Genomic DNA, 18,786 nt, shown 5'->3' with positions numbered 1-18,786 from the left:
TCGACAGTGCGCCGGTAAAGGCGAACGCGAGCATGGATACCTTGGAACTGAAGGTACCGGAGGAAGAGCTGCAAGAACACCTGCGGAAGGTGCGGGTCCTTAGTTCGATGGATAAAGAAGTGCCCCATCGCAAGAGCAAGGGCGACAGGTCGGATAATGGGCAGCGCAGTATAAGTGCAAGTGAAAAGGAGCTAAATGCAATTAAGGGCCGCAACAAGAAGTGGGCGAAGGACCAGGACCAACGGCCGGGGGCGGGCAACAAGGGGGCCAAGTATACCAGTAACAAAACACATTACAGCCCCACGGACCCCGATGCGCGTATAAGCGTAAAACCGGGCAAGGCCCGGAAGCTGAACTACCTGGGCCAATTGAGCGTTGATACGGCCCACCACGTGATCACCGACATCAGGGCCTACCATGCGGACGGGAAGGACAACCAACACCTTCCGGACATCGTAAAGCGCGTAAAACGCAGGCTCTGGAAAGAAGGCCTGGTATGGGAGAACTGCGTAGCGGACACCGGTTACAGCAGTGGGGAGAACTACGCCTTTCTGGAAGCCCGGGGACTGAAGAGCTTCATCCCGCCCCATGGCACGTACAAGGGTGGTCCGGACGGGTTCACCTATAACAATACGGAAGATCATTATATCTGTCCACAGGGCAAGGTGATACCATTTACCAAAGTGTTTTTGGATTACCGCACCAAGACAAAGAAGAAGGAGTACCGCGCAAGAAAGCATGTCTGCCTTGGCTGTCCCTTACGGGAACGGTGCCTGGGCAAAAGCGCACAGGAAAAGAAGTTCAGCGTTACCTATTACCGGGCCGAGTACGAAAGGAACATCGCCCGGGTCGAGGGCCCACAGGGCAGGTATATGAAGGGCAAACGGCAGAGCACGGTCGAGCCCGTTTTCGGCACCCTGATAGAGTTTATGGGACTACGAAAGATAAATACCATTGGATTGAAACAGGCCAACAAGGCGATGCACCTCTCGGCAATCGCGTACAACCTGAAAAAATACCTGAAATTCGACCAAAAACGTTCCATCCCGATAGCTATCGGGAGCGGGGCGGGGAAACTTGCTTTGTTATTTTTTATAAAAAACAGGTGCCAAGAACTTGAAAGAACACTTGTAGGGTTGCCCAAAAATCTAGATTGCCCAGTCGTCCTAAAAATAAAAAGCCCCTAAAAAGGGCTTAAAAGAGGTCTCTTTTTTGCTGTTCAAGGGCTTGCGCAACGGTTACCCGTGTTGTAAGTAGTTTTTTTTATATATCCGAGTTCTACCAATTCCTTCTTGTCCTTTAGTTCCCTCAAGTAACCGTTATCCAAGAATATAATTTTGTCCGCCAATCCAATGACGTTTTCAAAATCGTGGTCCGTTATAATGAAGCCTTTTGAACTTTTTCTTTTTTTGATGTATTCAATTATGTAATCTCGAATAATAGGACTTACTCCGTTAAAAGGCTCGTCCAGTAGAACAAATTGAGCATTTGAATGAATAATCAACAAGATTTCTATTATTCTTCTTTCTCCACCTGATAATTCCTGATTCTTTTTGTTCAAGAGAGGTTTTAAATGTTCGTTTGCAAATAAAACCTCTCTGTTTTCTTTGTCTAGAAAAAGATTAATTATTGTTTTTATTTTAACATTATTGGGCAAGAAATGGTCTTGTGGGAGATAATTGATAAGTCCTCTGCCGTCTGTTACATTCCTCACAATTTTTTCTCCTACCCGAATGAATTTAGTATTTGCGGATTCCGTTCCGAAAACTATTTTGAGGAGCGTTGATTTTCCTGAACCATTTCTCCCAATAAGCCCTTTTATTTGTCCAATTCCACAGCTAAGAAATATGTCGCTTAGTATAATCTTGTCGCCATAAGATTTGGTCAAACTGTCAATATGTAGAATGTTCATAACAACGAAAGTATTATTAGAATTATCATTCCGATTGTTACGGTAGAAAGCCATAAATGAATTTTACCAACACCTAGATTGAAAAAGTAGTAGTACTGATTTTTGTCCTTATAATCGTAGGAATAGTATTGAATCATTGGAGCTATTGCCAAAAAACAAAATCCAATAGTTTGAGGTTTTCCGCCAAGTAAAATTCCGATTGCTATTGAAATCAAAAAAGACACAGGAAAAACCTTTCTTTGGAATAGTAGTATGTTCTTAAAAATTTTCAGCGGTGAGATTTAAAATTACTTACAACGGTTTAGCTATGCGCAGTGCGGAGTTAAAAAGCCAAAACTTTCAATCTGGCACGAACGGTAGCCAAAGCTGCGTTTTGTATTTTTAAATTTATTGAACAAAAACGTCAAAGCGGAGCTTTGGCGGGCTAAAAGCACCGACCTTTCTTTTATCTTGTCAACCCGCATTGCGTATAGGTTTTGTTGGCACACGTTTTTTATTTTATTAATCCACCAATGTTATTCCAATTGATGTCCTTTTCCATATTAAAATTCACTCTTCTTTGTTCCTGAACTTTGTCAAAAAATAGGTTTGTATTTTCTTGGTCAAATCTTGGTTGGTCAACATAAAAAATAATGTCCCTAAACCCATTTTGCGTTACTCGTCCGATGAAGTGAGTTTTATGTTTTTCCTTAATAAACTTCTCAATTTTATCTTCTAGCTCATTCAATACTTGGGCTTCATTGTCGGTTGGCATTTTTCTATCATCAGTGTCAACAAGTTCTAGAGTCACTTGAATCCACCAAGGGAAATATTTTTTATTTGGATAATTGTCATACGACTTGTTGATGTTTGAAACTCCAAAGAACCCATTGTCATCTGTTATTTCACCAACTTCAAACAATTCCCCGGGATAAATCGGTTCTGTCGGTCCGTACGATTTAGGTTCTTTTTTTGAAAATAGTTTCTTAAACATTTTGTCTGGTTTAATGTGTGCCAACGGTCTGGCTATGATTTGTGGCGGTGTAGAAATGCGGAGCATTTCCAACCGTGGCAAATCCAGCCGTTGATGGTTTTGTAGTTTCAAGTTAATGAATTGCAGCTATAAATTATAGCCCTTGTTGTAAACAGTTTTTTAGTTTTTTTTCCAGTCGACTAACTTGAAAATCCATGTCTTTTTGATTTGAAGACTTGTTTTTTGCAGTCATTAAATCCGACTTAGCCTTTTTACAATTCCCTTTCCCAAGATGATTGAACCCTCTATTGACATACGCAGCTACCAAGAGCTTATCTTCTGAGGTATTTTCAATAACAAAGTCCAAAATTCTGATTCCTTTGGAGTATTCTCCAATTTGGTAATAAGCGTTGCCCAGATTTGCTCCTGAAATCAGGTATGTTGAGTCCGAGGCTTTCAGTGATTTATTGTGGAATTCAATTGCTTTTTGGTCTAAACCCAAGTCCTGATAGTAAAGTCCAATATTGCTTAAAATAGTGGGGTTATTGGGTTCTAAATCCAACGCTTCATAAAACAAGTCTTTCGCGGAATCATGGTTTCCACTCTTAACTTCCCTAATTGCTTTACTGTTCAATTCACTAGCTTTTGGATTTTCAAATTTTTGCCCTTTGAGAGAGATAGAGGTATTATTTTCCGTTTTTTTCTCTGAGCAAGCAAAAATTAAGACAAGGAAAAGGAATAAACATTTGAACTTCATTTGGCCTGAGTAGTGATTTAAAATTGTTTACAACACATAAATATATGGAACTCTCCAAACATCTATATGTCTTATTTTTAATGCTTTATAAATTTTAAACTTTGGTAAAGTGTATATCACATAAATTACTTTTGTAAATTGATATACAAATTACCAAACTCCTTTCCTATTCACATATAACATTCTATTCTTAATATAAGAAATATAGTTATACTCAAATATAGGAAAAACCTTTCTTCAAGTATGCTTAAAACTACAAACTCATCAACATTAATCGTATAATTACAATCTCTTTAAAAGACATACCACACCTAAGTATAACCAGCCTTTTCTAATTTTGAAATCACACCTAAAAAAGAAGCCATGCCCGTAAAGCCCCAAGTACTGTTTTTTGATGTCAACGAAACCCTTCTAGACCTTACTGCAATGAAACGTAACATTGCCGATGTCCTTGACGGTAATGAGAACCTTCTGTCCCTTTGGTTTACCACCATGCTCCAATACAGCCTGGTCACTTCTGCCAGTGGGCAATATCGACCCTTTGGGCATATCGGTGCCGCCACTTTGCAAATGGTGGCTGCCAATAACCAAATTACCCTTTCCGAAGAAAAAGCAAGGGAAACAGTAGTATCGGCACTTCGCAAATTACCGGCGCACCCAGAGGTAAAACGCTCCTTGAAACGCCTAAAAGATGCCAACTTTACCTTAGCGGCCTTTACCAACGGCTCTCAAGAAGGGGTCACCCAACAATTTGAATATGCCGGGCTTACCCCCTATTTTGATGCTATTTTAAGTGTGGAGGGCGCAAAAAAATTCAAACCTTTTCAAGAAGCCTACCAATATGCATCCCAACAAATGAACGTAAGTCTTAACGAAAGCATGATGATCGCCGCACACGGTTGGGACGTGGCCGGAGCCCAATGGGCCGGTTGGCGTGCGGCCTTTATCAAAAGACCGGGGCAACAACTCTATCCGCTGGCACCTACTCCCGAAATTGTCGCGACCGACCTGGAACAGGTAACTGACCGACTTTTACAATACTAAAGCGGTCTACATACGCTCCGGTACGCCAATACCCAACAGTCTAAAGGCAGAGGCAATCACCTCGCCTACTTTTTTGGATAATTGCACCCTAAAGATTTTACGGTTTTCATCGGCTTCGCCCAAAATGGAAACCTGCTGATAGAATGAATTGAACTCCTTCACCAAATCATAGGTGTAATTCGCAATCAAAGCGGGGCTGTAATTTTCGGCCGCCAATTGAATGGTCTCCGGGTACAGCTGCAATTGCTTGAGCAATTCCTTTTCCTTGGCGTGTAGGGCTTCCACCTCAACATTATCATCCTTTAAAACGCCGGTTTCTTCCGCTTTGCGTAAAATGGACTGGATTCGGGCATAGGTATATTGAATAAACGGACCTGTATTTCCTTGAAAATCTACCGATTCCTCCGGATTGAAAAGAATACGTTTCTTGGGGTCTACCTTTAAGATATAGTACTTAAGCGCGCCCAAACCGATCATTTGGTACAGTTCTTCCTTTTGGTCTTCATCATAGTCTTCCAACTTGCCCAACTCCGCCGAAATATCGGCTGCGGTTTGCGACATTTCCTGCATCAGATCATCGGCATCTACCACGGTACCCTCCCTACTCTTCATTTTTCCGCTGGGCAGATCGACCATTCCGTAGCTCAAATGGTGTAGGTTATTGGACCATGAATAGCCCAACTTCTGCAAAATCAAGAAAAGTACCTTAAAATGGTAATCCTGCTCATTGCCCACGGTATAGACCATTCCGCCCACATCAGGATAATCCTTTACCCGTTGTATGGCAGTACCAATATCTTGGGTCATGTAAACGGCGGTACCATCGGAACGCAACACTATTTTTTCATCGAGTCCGTCTTCCGTCAGGTCGATCCACACACTGCCATCTTCTTTCTTAAAGAAAACGCCCTTTTCCAGGCCTTGCGCCACCACATCCTTCCCTAAAAGATAGGTATCGCTTTCGTAATACAGGGTATCGAAATCAACCCCCATATCTTTATACGTTTCGGCAAAACCTTCATACACCCAGCCGTTCATGGTTTTCCATAGGGCCACCGTTTCCTCATCTCCGGCTTCCCATTTCTGCAGCATCTCTTGGGCCTCCAACAGAATGGGCGCTTCCTTTTCTGCCTTTTTGGAGTCGGTTCCCTTGGCCACCAATTGGGCAATCTCATCTTTATAGGCTTTATCAAAGGCCACATAGTAATTCCCAACCAATTTATCCCCTTTTAACCCCGTACTTTCCGGTGTTTCGCCATTTCCAAAACGCTTCCAGGCGAGCATACTTTTACAAATATGTATACCCCTATCGTTGATAATCTGGGTTTTGTACACCTTTTTTCCAGCGGCCTTTAAAATTTCGGAAACCGAATAGCCCAACAAATTATTACGCACATGCCCCAAGTGCAAAGGCTTGTTGGTATTGGGCGAAGAATATTCTACCATCACGGCATCATCGGCCTTTTCGGCTACATGACCATAGGTAGTAGTTGTTTTGATGGAATTGAAAAAATCGAGGTAAAAAGCATCGCCGATCACTAGGTTCAAAAAACCCTTGATTACATTAAATCCGGTTACGGCAGGTACGTTCGCCGTAAGAAATTGACCTATTTCTTCCCCTATTTTGGCGGGATTCCCTTTTACATAGCGCAACATGGGAAAAACCACCACCGTTACATCGCCTTCAAAGTCTTTGCGCGTAGGCTGAAACTCTACCTGCGGAAGTGCTACCTCGAACAACTGAGCGACCGCTTCTTTTACCTTTACCTCTAAAATGGATTCAATTCCCATGGCTTCCTCTTAATTAAGGCTGCAAAACTAATCATTTTTTACACTTTTTTTGATGGGATGAGCGCGTAATAACGGCAAAACAGCCAAGTACTTGCCGTAAGTTTTGATTAAATTTGAAGGAACATTCGCCAAGTACGCTTCGCTCCCAAGAATTGGCACCTAAATTTCGCTAAAATGTTGGTCAACGTTTCTTACAGCAACAAAGAACTCACCCGAAAAATTGATACTGAAGTAGGCAAGCCCTTCACTTTAAAAGAACGTTGGGCACTGGGTGGCATTGGCTCTCCCCGTTTGTTCATTACCGAGGCGAGCTTGGGCATTAGAAACCTTTTGATTCTGGACAATAATCGCGACCAATGCAATGTAGAAATAAGGCCCAAAGGAATTATCGTTCGCTTTCGGTCACTTTTGGAAACCTATGCTTTGGTAATTCCCTATTACAAACTCACCATTTACAAGGGAGATTTGGGCATTTATTCCATCTACAGAGACCAGCACTTTCTTAAAGTCAAGGCGGACACCAAGGCCGTTCAAAAATTCTTTACCAAACTCTTGAACCATAAGGCGGACAATGCGCCTACCAGTATAGAAGACCTTTAATCAACAAAAAAGGAACCATGAAAATACTGCTTACGGGCGCCAATGGCTATATAGGTATGAGACTGCTTCCGCAACTGCTGGAAGACGGTCATGAGGTGGTCTGCACTGTTCGCGATGAGGCCCGTTTTTCCATTACGGAAGAAATGCGCGCCCAAATAGAGGTCTTGGAAGTAGATTTTCTGAGGGAAGTAGCGCCCAAAAAAATTCCCAATGATATTGAGGTGGCCTACTTTCTTATCCACTCCATGAGTGCCTCTACTGGGGATTTTAGCGAAATGGAAGCCAAAACGGCCAGAAATTTCAATAAATATATGTCCCAAACCCATGTGAAGCAGGTGGTTTATTTAAGTGGAATTGTTAACGAGGATAAGCTCTCCAAACATCTGGAATCTCGTAAGAATGTAGAGAACATTCTTTATGAAGGTCCATTCGCCTTGACCGTGCTCCGCGCGGGCATTATTGTGGGCAGCGGCAGTTCTAGCTTTGAGATCATTAGGGACCTTTGTGAAAAACTGCCTGTGATGATTACTCCCAAGTGGGTGCTTACCAAGACGCAACCCATTGCCATTCGTGATATTATCGCTTTCTTGACCGGTGTTTTGGGCAATGAAGCAACTTATAACGATTCTTTTGATATTGCCGGGCCTGATGTGCTTAGTTATAAGGATATGCTCGAACAATATGCCGAAGTTAGGGGATTCAAAAACTACATATACACCGTTCCCGTAATGACCCCAAAACTTTCCAGCTATTGGCTTTATTTTGTTACCTCCACCTCTTATAAACTGGCGATGAATCTGGTGGACAGCATGAAAATCGAAGTCATTGCCAAAGACCAACGCTTGCAAGAATTGTTGCAAATAAAACCCCATACCTACAAACAGGCGATAGACCTAGCCTTTAAAAAAATTGAACAAAACCTGGTAATCAGCAGCTGGAAAGACAGTATGGTCAGTGGCAGGTTTAAAAAAGGTCTCGAAAAATACATTCAGGTACCGCAATACGGCGTTCTTACGGATAAGCAAAAACTAAAAATCAAGAATCCGGACAGGGTCTTGGAAAATGTCTGGAAAATTGGTGGGGAAACGGGATGGTACTACGGAAATTGGTTGTGGAAAATAAGGGGCCTACTGGATAAATTTTCTGGCGGAGTGGGACTTCGCAGGGGAAGAACCCACCCAGATAAGTTATTTGCGGGAGACTCCCTCGATTTTTGGCGGGTGCTTTTGGCCGATAAGGATGATAAAAGATTGTTACTTTTTGCCGAAATGAAACTGCCTGGTGAGGCCTGGTTGGAATTTAAAATTGAAAACAGCGTTCTCTACCAAACCGCTACTTTTAGACCTAGGGGCCTCAGAGGCAGGCTTTACTGGTACAGCCTACTTCCTTTTCATTACTTTATCTTTGGTGGCATGATTCGCAATATTGCCAATACAAAAGAATAAAACCCCTTAATGAAACTCCTTAAAAATCCATTACTTGTTACCTCCATCGGTATTCTGTTGGTATTTATTCTTTGGGTTTTTCTTTTTACCGAGGCTGCTTATGAAGTTATTGAAGTGGCTTCCGTTTGGGTACGCAATTACTTTGGCTATTTCTATTTGTATTTAGGCCTAGGCTACGTTTTATTGTTATTGGCAATTGCCCTTTCCCCTTGGGGAAAAATAAAACTGGGCAAAAAAAATGCAAAACCCGAACACAGCCTTTGGGCGTGGACAGCCATGTTGTACAGCGCCGGAATGGGCGCCGGAATTCTTTTAAGGGCCGTACAGGAACCTGTTTTTATGCAGCAAAATCCGCCATACGGATCCGAATTGTCACCTGAAATTCTAGCGCTGGAATTCACCTTCTACCAATGGGGTTTTACGGCGTGGGCCTTTTACGGCCTCTTTGCCATGGTCATCGGCTACGCCCTGTTTGCTCAAAAGAAAAAGGTGCGCGTGAGCGCGGCCATTGAAGACGTCATACCCTACTCCGCAGCCAGAAAGGGTATTGATGTGATGACCATCATCACCACTGTTTTCGGGCTTATTGCCGCCATTGGGCTCGGAACCACCCAAATCAATGGGGGACTCAACCATATTTTTAAGTCCGATTGGGGTTTGACATCGGTATTGACACTTACCATTTTGATATCGGCCATCGCCTTTCTTTCCGCCTGGCAAGGCTTGAACAAAGGCATCAAAATCATCTCCAAAGTGAATATTATAGGTACGCTTTTGCTGATGTTCTTTGTCTTTGTCACCAGCGATATGTCGGAAATCATTTCTTCCTTTTTCTTCGCTACCGCACAGTATATAATCGATTTTGTACCGATAAGTCTTGCCTTTGGTAATTACAATCCGGGAATGGCCTTTTTAACCGATTGGACGTTTTACTATTGGGCGTTTTGGTTGGCGTGGGCACCTTTCACCGGTATTTTCATTGCCCGAATTTCCAAAGGACGAACGCTACGACAATTACTGTTGGGTGTGCTTATCTTACCCTCTTTGGGCACCTTCTTTTGGTTTTCCGTTTTTGGAACTTCTGCCTTTCAAGTCATCGAATCTTGGGGAAGTTACTCGGGGGAATTCAGCAACGTATTTTCTTCCCTCTTCGTTTTTTTGGAGAATTACCCCATGGCCACAGCACTCAACTTTATGACCATCCTACTCCTCATTGGGTTTTTAGTGACCTCCGTAGATTCTGCCGTATTCGTATTGAGCATGTTTACGGATAAGGGCAAAAAGAATCCCAAGAAAAAGCACAGGTTACTTTGGTCGGTTTTGATTTTACTATCAACGATAGCCCTTTTACTTCTAGGAAACGTAAAACCGGAAATTGATGTGCTCACTGCTGTACAAAAGCTATTGATTATTACCTCCTTGCCTTTTGCCCTTTTTATGGTGGTTATGGCGGGCCTATTTCTTTACGGACTTAAAAAGGCCTCAAAATAAATGACGGTAATCCACTACCTCGTTGATAAAGTAAAATCAAACCAACGATAATTTAATCTATTTATGTAACTAGTTACCATTTTTTGTTTTACATTTGCGTAACTAGTAACATAAATGGTATGAGTAACGACTTTTTATACGAAATGGGTTATCCGGGACTAACGGCCAGGCTCAAGCGCTTAAATGACCTGTTCGTCATTCAAACTAGGCAGTTTTATCAGGAGTTCAATATTGACATTGAACCCAACTGGCATATGATTTTTGTTTTGCTGGAAAAAAAAGGAAAATTGGCGGTTACCGAAATTGCCGATTTTCTTCAAATAAGCCACCCTGGGGTTATCAAACTGGTAAAAAAGATGAAGAAGAACGGTTATCTTATTTCGGAGCAAGATCCAAATGACAGCAGGAAGCATCTTTTGAGCCTATCTGAAAAAGCCATTGAAAAGTTACCACAACTACATCATTACTGGGAAGCGGCTACGGAAGCCCTAGAAGATATGATGGACCACAACACCAAACTTTTGGAAGAATTACGGATTGTAGAACAACACATGATTGCGTCTGATTTTAAGGAAAGAATCGTTCAAAAACTGAACGATAAAAACTAATTGCCCATGGAACTAAAATATTTCTTAGATGTTTTCGGCTGGTCCGGTTCTATTATGGTACTGGTCTCTTATGGTCTCACCCTCAACGAGGCCAAAGACTTTTCTTAAATTTGCAGTTACCTCAATCTTTTGGGCGGCTTTCTTATTGCCATCAACTGCTTATATTATAACGCCATGCCTTCTTTCGTAACCAATATCATTTGGACGTGTATTGCGGTCATCTCTATCTACAGGGCTAGAAAACATATGGAAAGTACCGAGTTTCGTAAAAAGAAAAGAGGTAAAAATATAAGAAAGTCAGTGAGCTAATTTTATAAGTTTGATTGAACTTATCTAAAATCACATCGCTGCTTCTTGTGGCAAATGACTTCATTTTATTCGCAATAAAAATTGCTTATTCCCTTATAGATTTAGAAATTTCATATGCTAGCTTAGAATAAGGACAATGCTTACTTTTGCCCATTAAATCCGTTCTTTAAACGAAACAATGTCATGGCACCGACTATTGAAGTACCTTTGAAGCGAACACTTTTGAAAAAGAATTTTATGATTGGAATTGCCCCCCCTTGAAAAAGAAATCCAACCGCTAAGAGATGAACTCACTAACCACCGTGTATATGGCCTATTGGCCGAAATGGACGATGTGCGTTTGTTCATGCAAAAACATGTGTATCCCGTTTGGGATTTTATGTCGCTTTTAAAAGCACTTCAAAACCATCTTACTTGCACACAAGTACCTTGGAAACCGGCAAAAAACACCACCACCGCCCGTTTTATCAATGAAATTGTCTGGGGAGAGGAAACCGACATTAACGAAAAAGGCACTCCCAAAAGTCACTTTGAAATGTACTTGGATGCCATGGAAGAGGTTAATGCCGATACAAGCAAGGTTCTTTCCTTTGTAAATTCCCTAGAGGGACTGGATACTATTGAGGAGGATATCAATTCGGCCGATTTGCAACCCGCCGAAAAGGAGTTTTTATTGTTCACTTTTCAAACTATCAAAGAAAACAAAGTGCATAAAATTGCTTCCGCTTTTACTTTTGGTAGGGAGGATTTGATTCCGGATATGTTTTTGGAAATAATTGAACAGTCTTCCAAGGAACAAAAGCCTAATTTTCCTAAATTAACCTACTACTTAGAAAGGCATATTGAAGTAGATGGGGATGAACATGGTCCCTTATCCCTCAAAATGATTCAAGAGCTATGTGGTGAAAGCGAACTCAATTGGTTGGAGGCCTCGGATGCGGCCAAAAAAGCCTTAAAGGTAAGAATCAATCTCTGGGACGAAATAGCAACCGAAATTGAGTTAAATAAAAAGCAACTTATCAATTCATAAAGACATGAAAAGTAAAATAGCGTATGGAGGATTTCTGATACTAAATACGCTATTTTTCTGTGTTTCCCATGCGCAAAATGATTCCATTGCTACCGTAAAAGGGTTCATAAATGCGAAATCCTTGGGGGTTTCATTGACTCATGAACATGTCATGTCCAATTTCGGCAAACCTTCAGATTCCACCTCCTTTTACGATGAAAGCCGATTAATGAAGCAGGTAGTTCCCTATTTGAAGGGATTAAAAGAAATGGGAATCCATTCTATCTTTGATTGTACTACGGCCTATTTTGGCAGACGGATAGACCTGCTTGAAAAAATATCAGATGCCTCAGGAGTTCATATTATTACCAATACGGGATTTTATGGAAGTGCAAACGACAGGTACATTCCAAAGTTCGCCTACCAACTTAGCCCAGCAGAGCTTGCTGAAACCTGGACAAATGAGTTCTTTGATGGTATTGAAGGAACCTCAGTCCACCCAGGATTTATTAAACTGGCCTTTGATTCCGGAGAACCCTCAGAAATTGACCAAAAACTGGTAGAAGCAGGAATTATTACCCATTCAAAAACAGGGCTTACCCTGGCCATTCATACAGGAGAAAATATTCAAGCTGCTTATTTGACCCTTAAACTACTCAATGAAAAAGGAGTATTACCCAATGCTTGGATTTGGGTTCACGCCAATAAAGTTACCGATGACAAAATTTTATTGGAAATGGCAAAAAAAGGGGCTTGGATTTCATTGGACGGGGTGAAGGCCGATAATGTGGAAGGATATGTTCAAAGACTTTCAAAATTCAAGAAGCACGATTTGTTGCACAAAGTACTGGTATCCCACGATGGAAACGGATTTCCCGCCGGAGGTGCCATCCGACAGTTTGATGCGATACCGCTTCACTTGATTCCCGCTCTAAAAAACAGTGGATTTACACAAAGCGAAATAGACCAATTACTCATTGACAACCCGAGAAAGGCATTTATGCCTTCTATCAAAAAATAGAATTAAACTTGTAAATGATCTTGCAGTGGCATTCTTCTAATACGTTGCCCGGTTAGTCTAAACACCGCGTTGGCGATGGCCGCTCCAATTGGTCCTAAAGGTGGTTCCCCTACGGCTCCGGGAGAATCCGCTCCCTGTAATAGAATTATATCAATTTCCTTAGGTGCATGTTTCATCATGGCCATTTGATAAGGCCCATAAATAGTAGGTGTCAATGCACCGTCTTCTACTTCCATTTTTTCATACAACGAAGCGCTCATTCCCATAATAATGGCGCCCTCACATTGTGCTTTTACTTGATCAGGATTTACTACCAACCCTGGATCCATAGCACAGGTAACTTTGTGCACCTTTATTTCATTGTTCTCGATGGAAACTTCCACTACTTGGGCGCATGGTGTGTTGGCATCAGTAGAAGCGGCAAAACCCATGGCCCTATTATTTACCACCTCATCTTTATAGCCGGAAACTTCCACCACCTTCTTGATTACATTGGCCAAGCGCTCCCCCCTATCATCCTTTTGAGTATGCGTCAGACGGAAGTCCGCCGGATTTTTTCTGGCCTTGACCGCCAGTTCATCCATAAAACTTTCAATGGCAAAGGTATTGGCCAACAACCCCAAACTGCGCCACCAACTGGTGGCAAAAGGTAGTTGAACCCTCCATGAAATGGCTTGATAATTAGGAATAGCTCCATACTGCACCATTCCGCCACGCCAAGCACCTAAATCGGCACCTAAAATGGGCTCAGCAATACCCGGAACCATAGGCGAACCGAAAGCAACATCGCCACTGGACACATTATGTTCAAAAGCTTCAATGCTGCCCTCATTATCCAATTTGGCTTTTAGCACATGATGCGTAGGAGGTCTAAAGGTATCGTTCTGAAATTCTTCTTTTCTTGAGAAAAAGCATTTTACAGGCCTCCCCACTGCTTTGCTCAAAACCGCCGCTTGAATACCATTTGGGGTATGAAGTCGCCTTCCGAATCCACCTCCCAAAAAAGTGGGCGCCAAGTTCACTTGATCCTTGTCCATTCCCAGACGCTTGGCAATCTCATCCCGAGAAATTTTTACCACTTGGGTAGACATATAAATGGTTGCCATATCCTTCTCCACATGGGCCAAAGCACCATTGGGTTCAATCTGCGCATGCGCCCCAATCGGGCTCCAATACGATGCTTCTATTAATGAACCTTCCCCGAAAAAATCATCAACATCCCCTGCTTTTTGAATCACAAAGGGTGTTCCTTGGCCCACTTCGAGCATGGAACGTATATCTTCGGTCTGCCAATTTTTGGTGGTCTCCCAAATTACCTCAATAGCATTTTTGGCATTCTCAGCTTCAGTAAAAGATTTGGCAACTACGCCCACAAAATCATCTTCTTGAACAATTTTGACCACTCCAGGCATATTTTCAGCCTTTGAAATATCGGCACCTTTATAGACCGCCCCAATTTTAGAAGAGCGAACCACGGAACCATACAGCATATTTGGCAATGTGGCATCCACTCCAAAAATAGGTGCTCCAAAAACTTTGTCCGCCAAATCGACCCTTGGTACCGGCTTTCCCACCCATTTCATCTCCGAAACAGGCTTTAACTTTGGAGTATCGGGCACCTCCCACGCTTCCACACCTTCGGCTATTTGGGCGTAGCTCATCTCGGTCCTGCCGGAAGAAACTTGCCCGTTTGAAATGGTTAGGGTACTCTTTTCTACCCCCATTTTCTCAGCAGCTTTTTGCAACAACATTTCGCGCATGGTAGCTGCCAACTCCCGCAAAGGAACCCATAATGCCGAAATAGAGGTGCTTCCCCCCGTAGCAAAACTGTCCATGTTCCCAGAGATAGATTGTGCATGAACCACTTTAATTTGGCTCATATCAATTTCCAGTTCTTCGGCTGCCATCTGTGCCAACCCGGTAAACGTTCCCTGTCCCATTTCTACTTTCGGGCTATGGAGAATCACCTTGTTCTCTTCGGTTATTTCAAACCAGATAATTGGCGTTGACGTATCGCCCATATACGGCGTATCGGCTGTATTCAAAGCTCCTGCAATCTGCCTTCTTATAGGGTTTCTAAATAAGTAGGTTCCTACAGCAAGTACCCCAATCGTTCCCAATCCGCCACGCACCAAAAACTTTCTTCTAGACATCTTATTCTTCGCCATTCTCGATGTTTTTAGTGGAAAGACTCAATCGATCCCGTTCCAGTTCAGCAGCTCGGTGAATGGCTTTGCGCATACGATAGTAGGTGGCGCATCGGCATATATTGATGATATTGTTATCGATATCCTCATCGGTAGGTTCTTGGTTTTTCGAAATCAGGGCGGCAGTGGCCATCATGAATCCTGGCTGACAGTAGCCGCATTGAGGTACTACATGCTCTAACCAAGCCTGTTGCACCGGATGTGGCGCTTCCTCGTTTCTCAAACCTTCAATAGTAGTTACTTTTTTTCCGTCAGCAAATTTTACGGCATACGAACAAGACCTTACGGCCTCTCCATCTACATGGAGCGTACATGCCCCACAAGCGGCTTTTCCACAACCAAATTTGGTTCCTTTTAGGTTCAGCAAATCCCTAACAATCCACAATAACGGAGTATTTTCATCGGCTATTTCTAGGGAATGTTGCTCCCCATTTACTTTAAGCGCTATTTTCATATTTTTTTATTTGGAAGGGATGGGTGCCCCTTCATCAAACCATTTTTCCACCGCTTTTTTAAAATCTTCCTCGGATACCGGAGGCTTTTCCCTCTGGACACCATTGGCATCCACTCCGGGATTCCAAGCCCACAGCACCAGTTCATCTTCTGTCATGTGGGTGACCAACTCTTCATGTGATTTTCCTCCGTTGGTTTCTGGATTCAATAGCCGCTGGGCGATTTCCGACCTCGAAAGACCCTGCCAACCCATGGAAGAAGGAGCCAAAGACCAATGCGGAGCACCGGGCACTCCTGAGTTCAAATTATTTTCTTCTTGATGACAAGTAGCGCATTTGGTAACAGAAAAACCTTTGTTTTCTTTTCCCCTAGACATCCCAAAGTAATGTGGATGCCTGTCCATTCCCTGTTTTGGAACGTCATCTGTGGGGTGACAGTTCATGCATCGTGGATGCATCAATACATTCATCACCTGCTCGTAAGCTCTCTCTGTAGTTAAGGAATCTCTTTGCTCTTCCGAAATGACTTCGTATGCTTCTAGGGACGCTTCATTATTTGACCCAATCAAATAAAAAGCCACCAAGGAAAAAATGAATAAAAGAAATGCAGTACGATTCATTTCAAAATCTTAAACCAAAAAAAGGCGGACAACCCTTAAGATAATTCTTTAAGGAGAATCCACCTAATTTAAATTTCATAGAGCCAATAATTATTTCGTCATGACTCTCACAAGGTAGCTATTTACACTTTTAGCAGCTGCTTTTGACGAAGGCTTTTGGCAGCACGCACCATGTTCTCAAGGGCGGCCTTGGTTTCTGGCCAATCACGTGTTTTTAGTCCGCAATCGGGATTTACCCAAAGGTTCTCTATTGGTAAGAGCTCTGAGGCCGTTAAAAGTAAATTTTCCATTTCTTGTACAGTGGGCACTCTTGGAGAGTGAATATCATACACCCCAGGCCCAATTTCATTGGGATATTTAAAATCCACAAACGCTTGTAATAATTCCATTTTAGAACGGGATGTTTCAATGGTAATCACATCGGCATCCATACCGGCAATATCATCAATGATATCATTAAACTCCGAATAACACATATGCGTATGAATTTGAGTTGCATCTGCTACCCCACTTGCCGAAATACGGAACGCCTTTATTGCCCACTGAAGGTAGTTGGCCCAGTCATCTTTTCTCAAAGGTAAGCCTTCACGAATAGCGGGCTCATCTATTTGGATGATTTTAATGCCCGCTTTTTCCAAATCGCATACTTCATCCCTTATAGCCAAAGCAATCTGATTACAAGTCACCGCCCTAGGTTGGTCATTTCTCACAAACGACCATTGTAAAATGGTAACGGGACCGGTCAACATTCCTTTTACATATTTTTTACTCAAACTTTGGGCAATGGAAGACCATTTGACCGTCATTGGCTCCGGCCTGGACACATCCCCAAAAATTATAGGAGGTTTTACACAACGGGTACCGTAACTCTGTACCCAACCGAATTGGGTAAAGGCAAAACCTTCTAAACTTTCCCCGAAATATTCAACCATGTCATTTCGTTCAAATTCGCCATGTACCAGTACATCCAATCCTATTTCCTCTTGAAAATTAATTGCCTTTTCGGTCTCCTTCATCAAAAATGCATCATATGCCTGAGATGAGATTTCATTCTTTTTAAACTTTCTTCGTTGCACCCGAACCTCTTGGGTCTGAGGAAAAGAACCAATGGTAGTGGTCGGAAACAAAGGCAGGTTCAACTCCCGTCGCTGAATTATCTGTCGTTCTTGAAAGGTAGATAATCGTTGGGCGTCCTGTTCCGTTAGATTTTTTACGCGTTCTTTTACCGATGCATTATGTATCAATTTGGAACTACGCCTTAATTTATGTATTCGTTGGTTTTCTTTTAACTCCTCTAAGAGGCTTTCATCAGTATCCTCATTGGCCAGTTTCTGGAGAGTGACCACTTCACTCAATTTTTCCTCGGAGAAAGCCAACCATTGTTTTACCTCATCTAATTGCTCATTAGCCTTTTCCAAGGAAAGCGCAACCGGACTATGCAGAAGAGAGCAAGAGGTACCCACCCATAGATTAGCCTTACCCACCTTTCTTTTTGCCTTTTCAATCAATCTAAGGGATTTTTCGTAGTCGTTCTTCCAGATATTTCTACCATCAACCACCCCCAGCGATAGTATTTTTTGACCATCTAATAGCGGATGTGCCAAAATATCATCTAATTGCAAATTACAGCGAACCAAATCTAAATGGAGCACTTCTACCGGTAAGTCTAGGGCAAGATTCAAGTTATCACCATAACAGTCAAAATAATTTGCCAAAATAAGTTTAATTCCATTTCTATTATTAGCGAAGTAGGAATAAGCTTTTTTAAATGCTGACTGCGCCTTATTTTCTAAATCTTGGGCAAAGACAGGTTCATCAACTTGTACATATTCAACTCCCTCCGCAGCAATTTGATTGAATAGTTTCTTGTAAATGGGAAGCAAAGACGGGAGCAAATCAAGCCGATGAAAACCTTCCACTTTCTCTTTACCTAGCAGTAAAAAGGTAATAGGTCCTATAATTACCGGTTTGGTTTCTATACCCAAGGATTTTGCCTCTCGAATTTCTTTGATTATTTTTTCAGGATTTAATGAAAAAGCTTGACCTGTGGTAAACTCAGGCACGATATAGTGATAATTGGTATCAAACCATTTGGTCATTTCCATGGCCGTGACATCGACTTTATCCGTTTGCAAGCCCCTGGCCATGGCAAAATATTGTTTGAGCCCTATTAAATCTTGAAATCTTTTGGGGATGCTTCCCAATGTGATACACATATCAAGCATTTGGTCATAAAGGGAAAAATCATTGGAAGAAATCAAATCGATACCAGCATGCTGCTGTTCAAGCCAATTTGCTTTCTTGATTTCTTTAGCCGTTTCCTGTAGCTGATTTTCAGTGATGTTCTTTTTCCAATATGCTTCGGTAGCTTTTTTCAATTCTCTTTTTTTCCCAATTCTAGGGTAGCCCAATACTATAGATTTCATAAGTTGACGATTTTTAAAGTATCTGCCAAAATTACATATTGAAGTTTTTTAAACTTTAATTACACATAAACTCAGAAAACAAAACTATTATCTATAATTTTGCAGTAAATTTTATCTAAAACACTAGACCGAAAGCTTCATA

General features: G+C 42.1%; 15 protein-coding genes and 1 pseudogene. 8 read left to right on the top strand and 8 right to left on the bottom strand.

Going from position 1 to position 18,786, the window contains the following annotated elements; genetic code table 11:
* Window positions 1–1,037: pseudogene (locus IL355_RS06400) on the top strand (transposase); the annotation flags it as partial.
* Window positions 1,038–1,219: 182 nt separating this feature from the next.
* Here IL355_RS06400 and IL355_RS06395 read toward each other — a convergent pair.
* The 3 genes from IL355_RS06395 to IL355_RS06385 all read right to left on the bottom strand — a co-directional run bounded on the left by IL355_RS06395 (window position 1,220) and on the right by IL355_RS06385 (window position 3,498).
* A complete protein-coding gene (locus tag IL355_RS06395; RefSeq protein WP_192461298.1) occupies window positions 1,220–1,912 on the bottom strand; it encodes an ATP-binding cassette domain-containing protein in 693 nt (230 codons plus the stop codon).
* Between the two features lie 493 nt (window positions 1,913–2,405).
* Window positions 2,406–2,885, bottom strand: coding sequence for a DUF695 domain-containing protein (locus IL355_RS06390; RefSeq protein WP_192461297.1), 480 nt, complete (start codon window positions 2,883–2,885; stop codon window positions 2,406–2,408).
* A gap of 133 nt (window positions 2,886–3,018) precedes the next feature.
* Complete coding sequence (locus IL355_RS06385) at window positions 3,019–3,498, bottom strand: tetratricopeptide repeat protein (protein WP_192461296.1); 480 nt, start codon at window positions 3,496–3,498, stop codon at window positions 3,019–3,021.
* A 486-nt stretch (window positions 3,499–3,984) separates the two neighbouring features.
* Here IL355_RS06385 and IL355_RS06380 point away from each other — a divergent pair, with 486 nt between their 5' ends.
* Window positions 3,985–4,665 carry a haloacid dehalogenase type II gene (locus IL355_RS06380; RefSeq protein ID WP_192461295.1) on the top strand — a complete coding sequence of 227 codons (681 nt, stop codon included), beginning with the start codon at window positions 3,985–3,987 and terminating at the stop codon, window positions 4,663–4,665.
* Window positions 4,666–4,671: 6 nt separating this feature from the next.
* Here IL355_RS06380 and argS read toward each other — a convergent pair whose 3' ends face one another.
* Window positions 4,672–6,456 carry an arginine--tRNA ligase gene (gene argS, locus IL355_RS06375; protein ID WP_192461294.1) on the bottom strand — a complete coding sequence of 595 codons (1,785 nt, stop codon included), beginning with the start codon at window positions 6,454–6,456 and terminating at the stop codon, window positions 4,672–4,674.
* A 174-nt stretch (window positions 6,457–6,630) separates the two neighbouring features.
* Here argS and IL355_RS06370 point away from each other — a divergent pair, with 174 nt between their 5' ends.
* The 6 genes from IL355_RS06370 to IL355_RS06345 all read left to right on the top strand — a co-directional run bounded on the left by IL355_RS06370 (window position 6,631) and on the right by IL355_RS06345 (window position 12,939).
* On the top strand, window positions 6,631–7,056 hold the full coding sequence (locus IL355_RS06370) for a hypothetical protein (protein WP_192461293.1): 426 nt from the start codon (window positions 6,631–6,633) through the stop codon (window positions 7,054–7,056).
* Window positions 7,057–7,073: 17 nt separating this feature from the next.
* On the top strand, window positions 7,074–8,501 hold the full coding sequence (locus tag IL355_RS06365; RefSeq protein WP_192461292.1) for an SDR family oxidoreductase: 1,428 nt from the start codon (window positions 7,074–7,076) through the stop codon (window positions 8,499–8,501).
* A gap of 9 nt (window positions 8,502–8,510) precedes the next feature.
* Complete coding sequence (locus IL355_RS06360) at window positions 8,511–9,992, top strand: BCCT family transporter (protein ID WP_192461291.1); 1,482 nt, start codon at window positions 8,511–8,513, stop codon at window positions 9,990–9,992.
* A gap of 119 nt (window positions 9,993–10,111) precedes the next feature.
* Complete coding sequence (locus IL355_RS06355) at window positions 10,112–10,600, top strand: MarR family winged helix-turn-helix transcriptional regulator (protein WP_192461290.1); 489 nt, start codon at window positions 10,112–10,114, stop codon at window positions 10,598–10,600.
* A gap of 550 nt (window positions 10,601–11,150) precedes the next feature.
* Window positions 11,151–11,939 (top strand): DUF3050 domain-containing protein, encoded by a 789-nt coding sequence (locus tag IL355_RS06350; RefSeq protein WP_192461289.1) that lies wholly within the window; start codon window positions 11,151–11,153, stop codon window positions 11,937–11,939.
* 4 nt (window positions 11,940–11,943) lie between these two features.
* Complete coding sequence (locus IL355_RS06345; RefSeq protein WP_192461288.1) at window positions 11,944–12,939, top strand: phosphotriesterase family protein; 996 nt, start codon at window positions 11,944–11,946, stop codon at window positions 12,937–12,939.
* A 2-nt stretch (window positions 12,940–12,941) separates the two neighbouring features.
* Here IL355_RS06345 and IL355_RS06340 read toward each other — a convergent pair whose 3' ends face one another.
* The 4 genes from IL355_RS06340 to metE form a co-directional block, all read right to left on the bottom strand.
* The gene (locus tag IL355_RS06340; RefSeq protein ID WP_192461287.1) at window positions 12,942–15,107 is read right to left on the bottom strand and encodes a xanthine dehydrogenase family protein molybdopterin-binding subunit; all 2,166 of its coding nucleotides are present in this window, start codon (window positions 15,105–15,107) and stop codon (window positions 12,942–12,944) included.
* Window positions 15,094–15,600, bottom strand: a complete 507-nt coding sequence (locus IL355_RS06335) for a (2Fe-2S)-binding protein (RefSeq protein ID WP_192461286.1) — start codon at window positions 15,598–15,600, stop codon at window positions 15,094–15,096. Before IL355_RS06335 ends, IL355_RS06340 begins: the two co-directional genes overlap by 14 nt.
* Window positions 15,601–15,606: 6 nt before the next feature.
* Window positions 15,607–16,218, bottom strand: coding sequence for a hypothetical protein (locus IL355_RS06330; protein ID WP_192461285.1), 612 nt, complete (start codon window positions 16,216–16,218; stop codon window positions 15,607–15,609).
* Window positions 16,219–16,340: 122 nt separating this feature from the next.
* Window positions 16,341–18,644 carry a 5-methyltetrahydropteroyltriglutamate--homocysteine S-methyltransferase gene (gene metE, locus IL355_RS06325; protein WP_192461284.1) on the bottom strand — a complete coding sequence of 768 codons (2,304 nt, stop codon included), beginning with the start codon at window positions 18,642–18,644 and terminating at the stop codon, window positions 16,341–16,343.
* Between the last annotated feature and the right edge of the window lie 142 nt (window positions 18,645–18,786).

Origin of the sequence: Euzebyella saccharophila, from assembly GCF_014855495.1 — a bacterium.
GTDB lineage: Bacteria > Bacteroidota > Bacteroidia > Flavobacteriales > Flavobacteriaceae > Euzebyella > Euzebyella saccharophila.
This window is presented reverse-complemented; position numbering and strand designations above follow the sequence as displayed.

Coding starts and splice junctions, on each gene's coding strand:
- IL355_RS06395 (WP_192461298.1), bottom strand. CDS start 1,912: ATGAACATTCTACATATTGACAGTTTGACCAAATCTTATGGCGACAAG.
- IL355_RS06390 (WP_192461297.1), bottom strand. CDS start 2,885: ATGTTTAAGAAACTATTTTCAAAAAAAGAACCTAAATCGTACGGACCG.
- IL355_RS06380 (WP_192461295.1), top strand. CDS start 3,985: ATGCCCGTAAAGCCCCAAGTACTGTTTTTTGATGTCAACGAAACCCTT.
- argS (WP_192461294.1), bottom strand. CDS start 6,456: ATGGGAATTGAATCCATTTTAGAGGTAAAGGTAAAAGAAGCGGTCGCT.
- IL355_RS06370 (WP_192461293.1), top strand. CDS start 6,631: ATGTTGGTCAACGTTTCTTACAGCAACAAAGAACTCACCCGAAAAATT.
- IL355_RS06365 (WP_192461292.1), top strand. CDS start 7,074: ATGAAAATACTGCTTACGGGCGCCAATGGCTATATAGGTATGAGACTG.
- IL355_RS06360 (WP_192461291.1), top strand. CDS start 8,511: ATGAAACTCCTTAAAAATCCATTACTTGTTACCTCCATCGGTATTCTG.
- IL355_RS06355 (WP_192461290.1), top strand. CDS start 10,112: ATGAGTAACGACTTTTTATACGAAATGGGTTATCCGGGACTAACGGCC.
- IL355_RS06345 (WP_192461288.1), top strand. CDS start 11,944: ATGAAAAGTAAAATAGCGTATGGAGGATTTCTGATACTAAATACGCTA.
- IL355_RS06340 (WP_192461287.1), bottom strand. CDS start 15,107: ATGGCGAAGAATAAGATGTCTAGAAGAAAGTTTTTGGTGCGTGGCGGA.
- IL355_RS06335 (WP_192461286.1), bottom strand. CDS start 15,600: ATGAAAATAGCGCTTAAAGTAAATGGGGAGCAACATTCCCTAGAAATA.
- IL355_RS06330 (WP_192461285.1), bottom strand. CDS start 16,218: ATGAATCGTACTGCATTTCTTTTATTCATTTTTTCCTTGGTGGCTTTT.
- metE (WP_192461284.1), bottom strand. CDS start 18,644: ATGAAATCTATAGTATTGGGCTACCCTAGAATTGGGAAAAAAAGAGAA.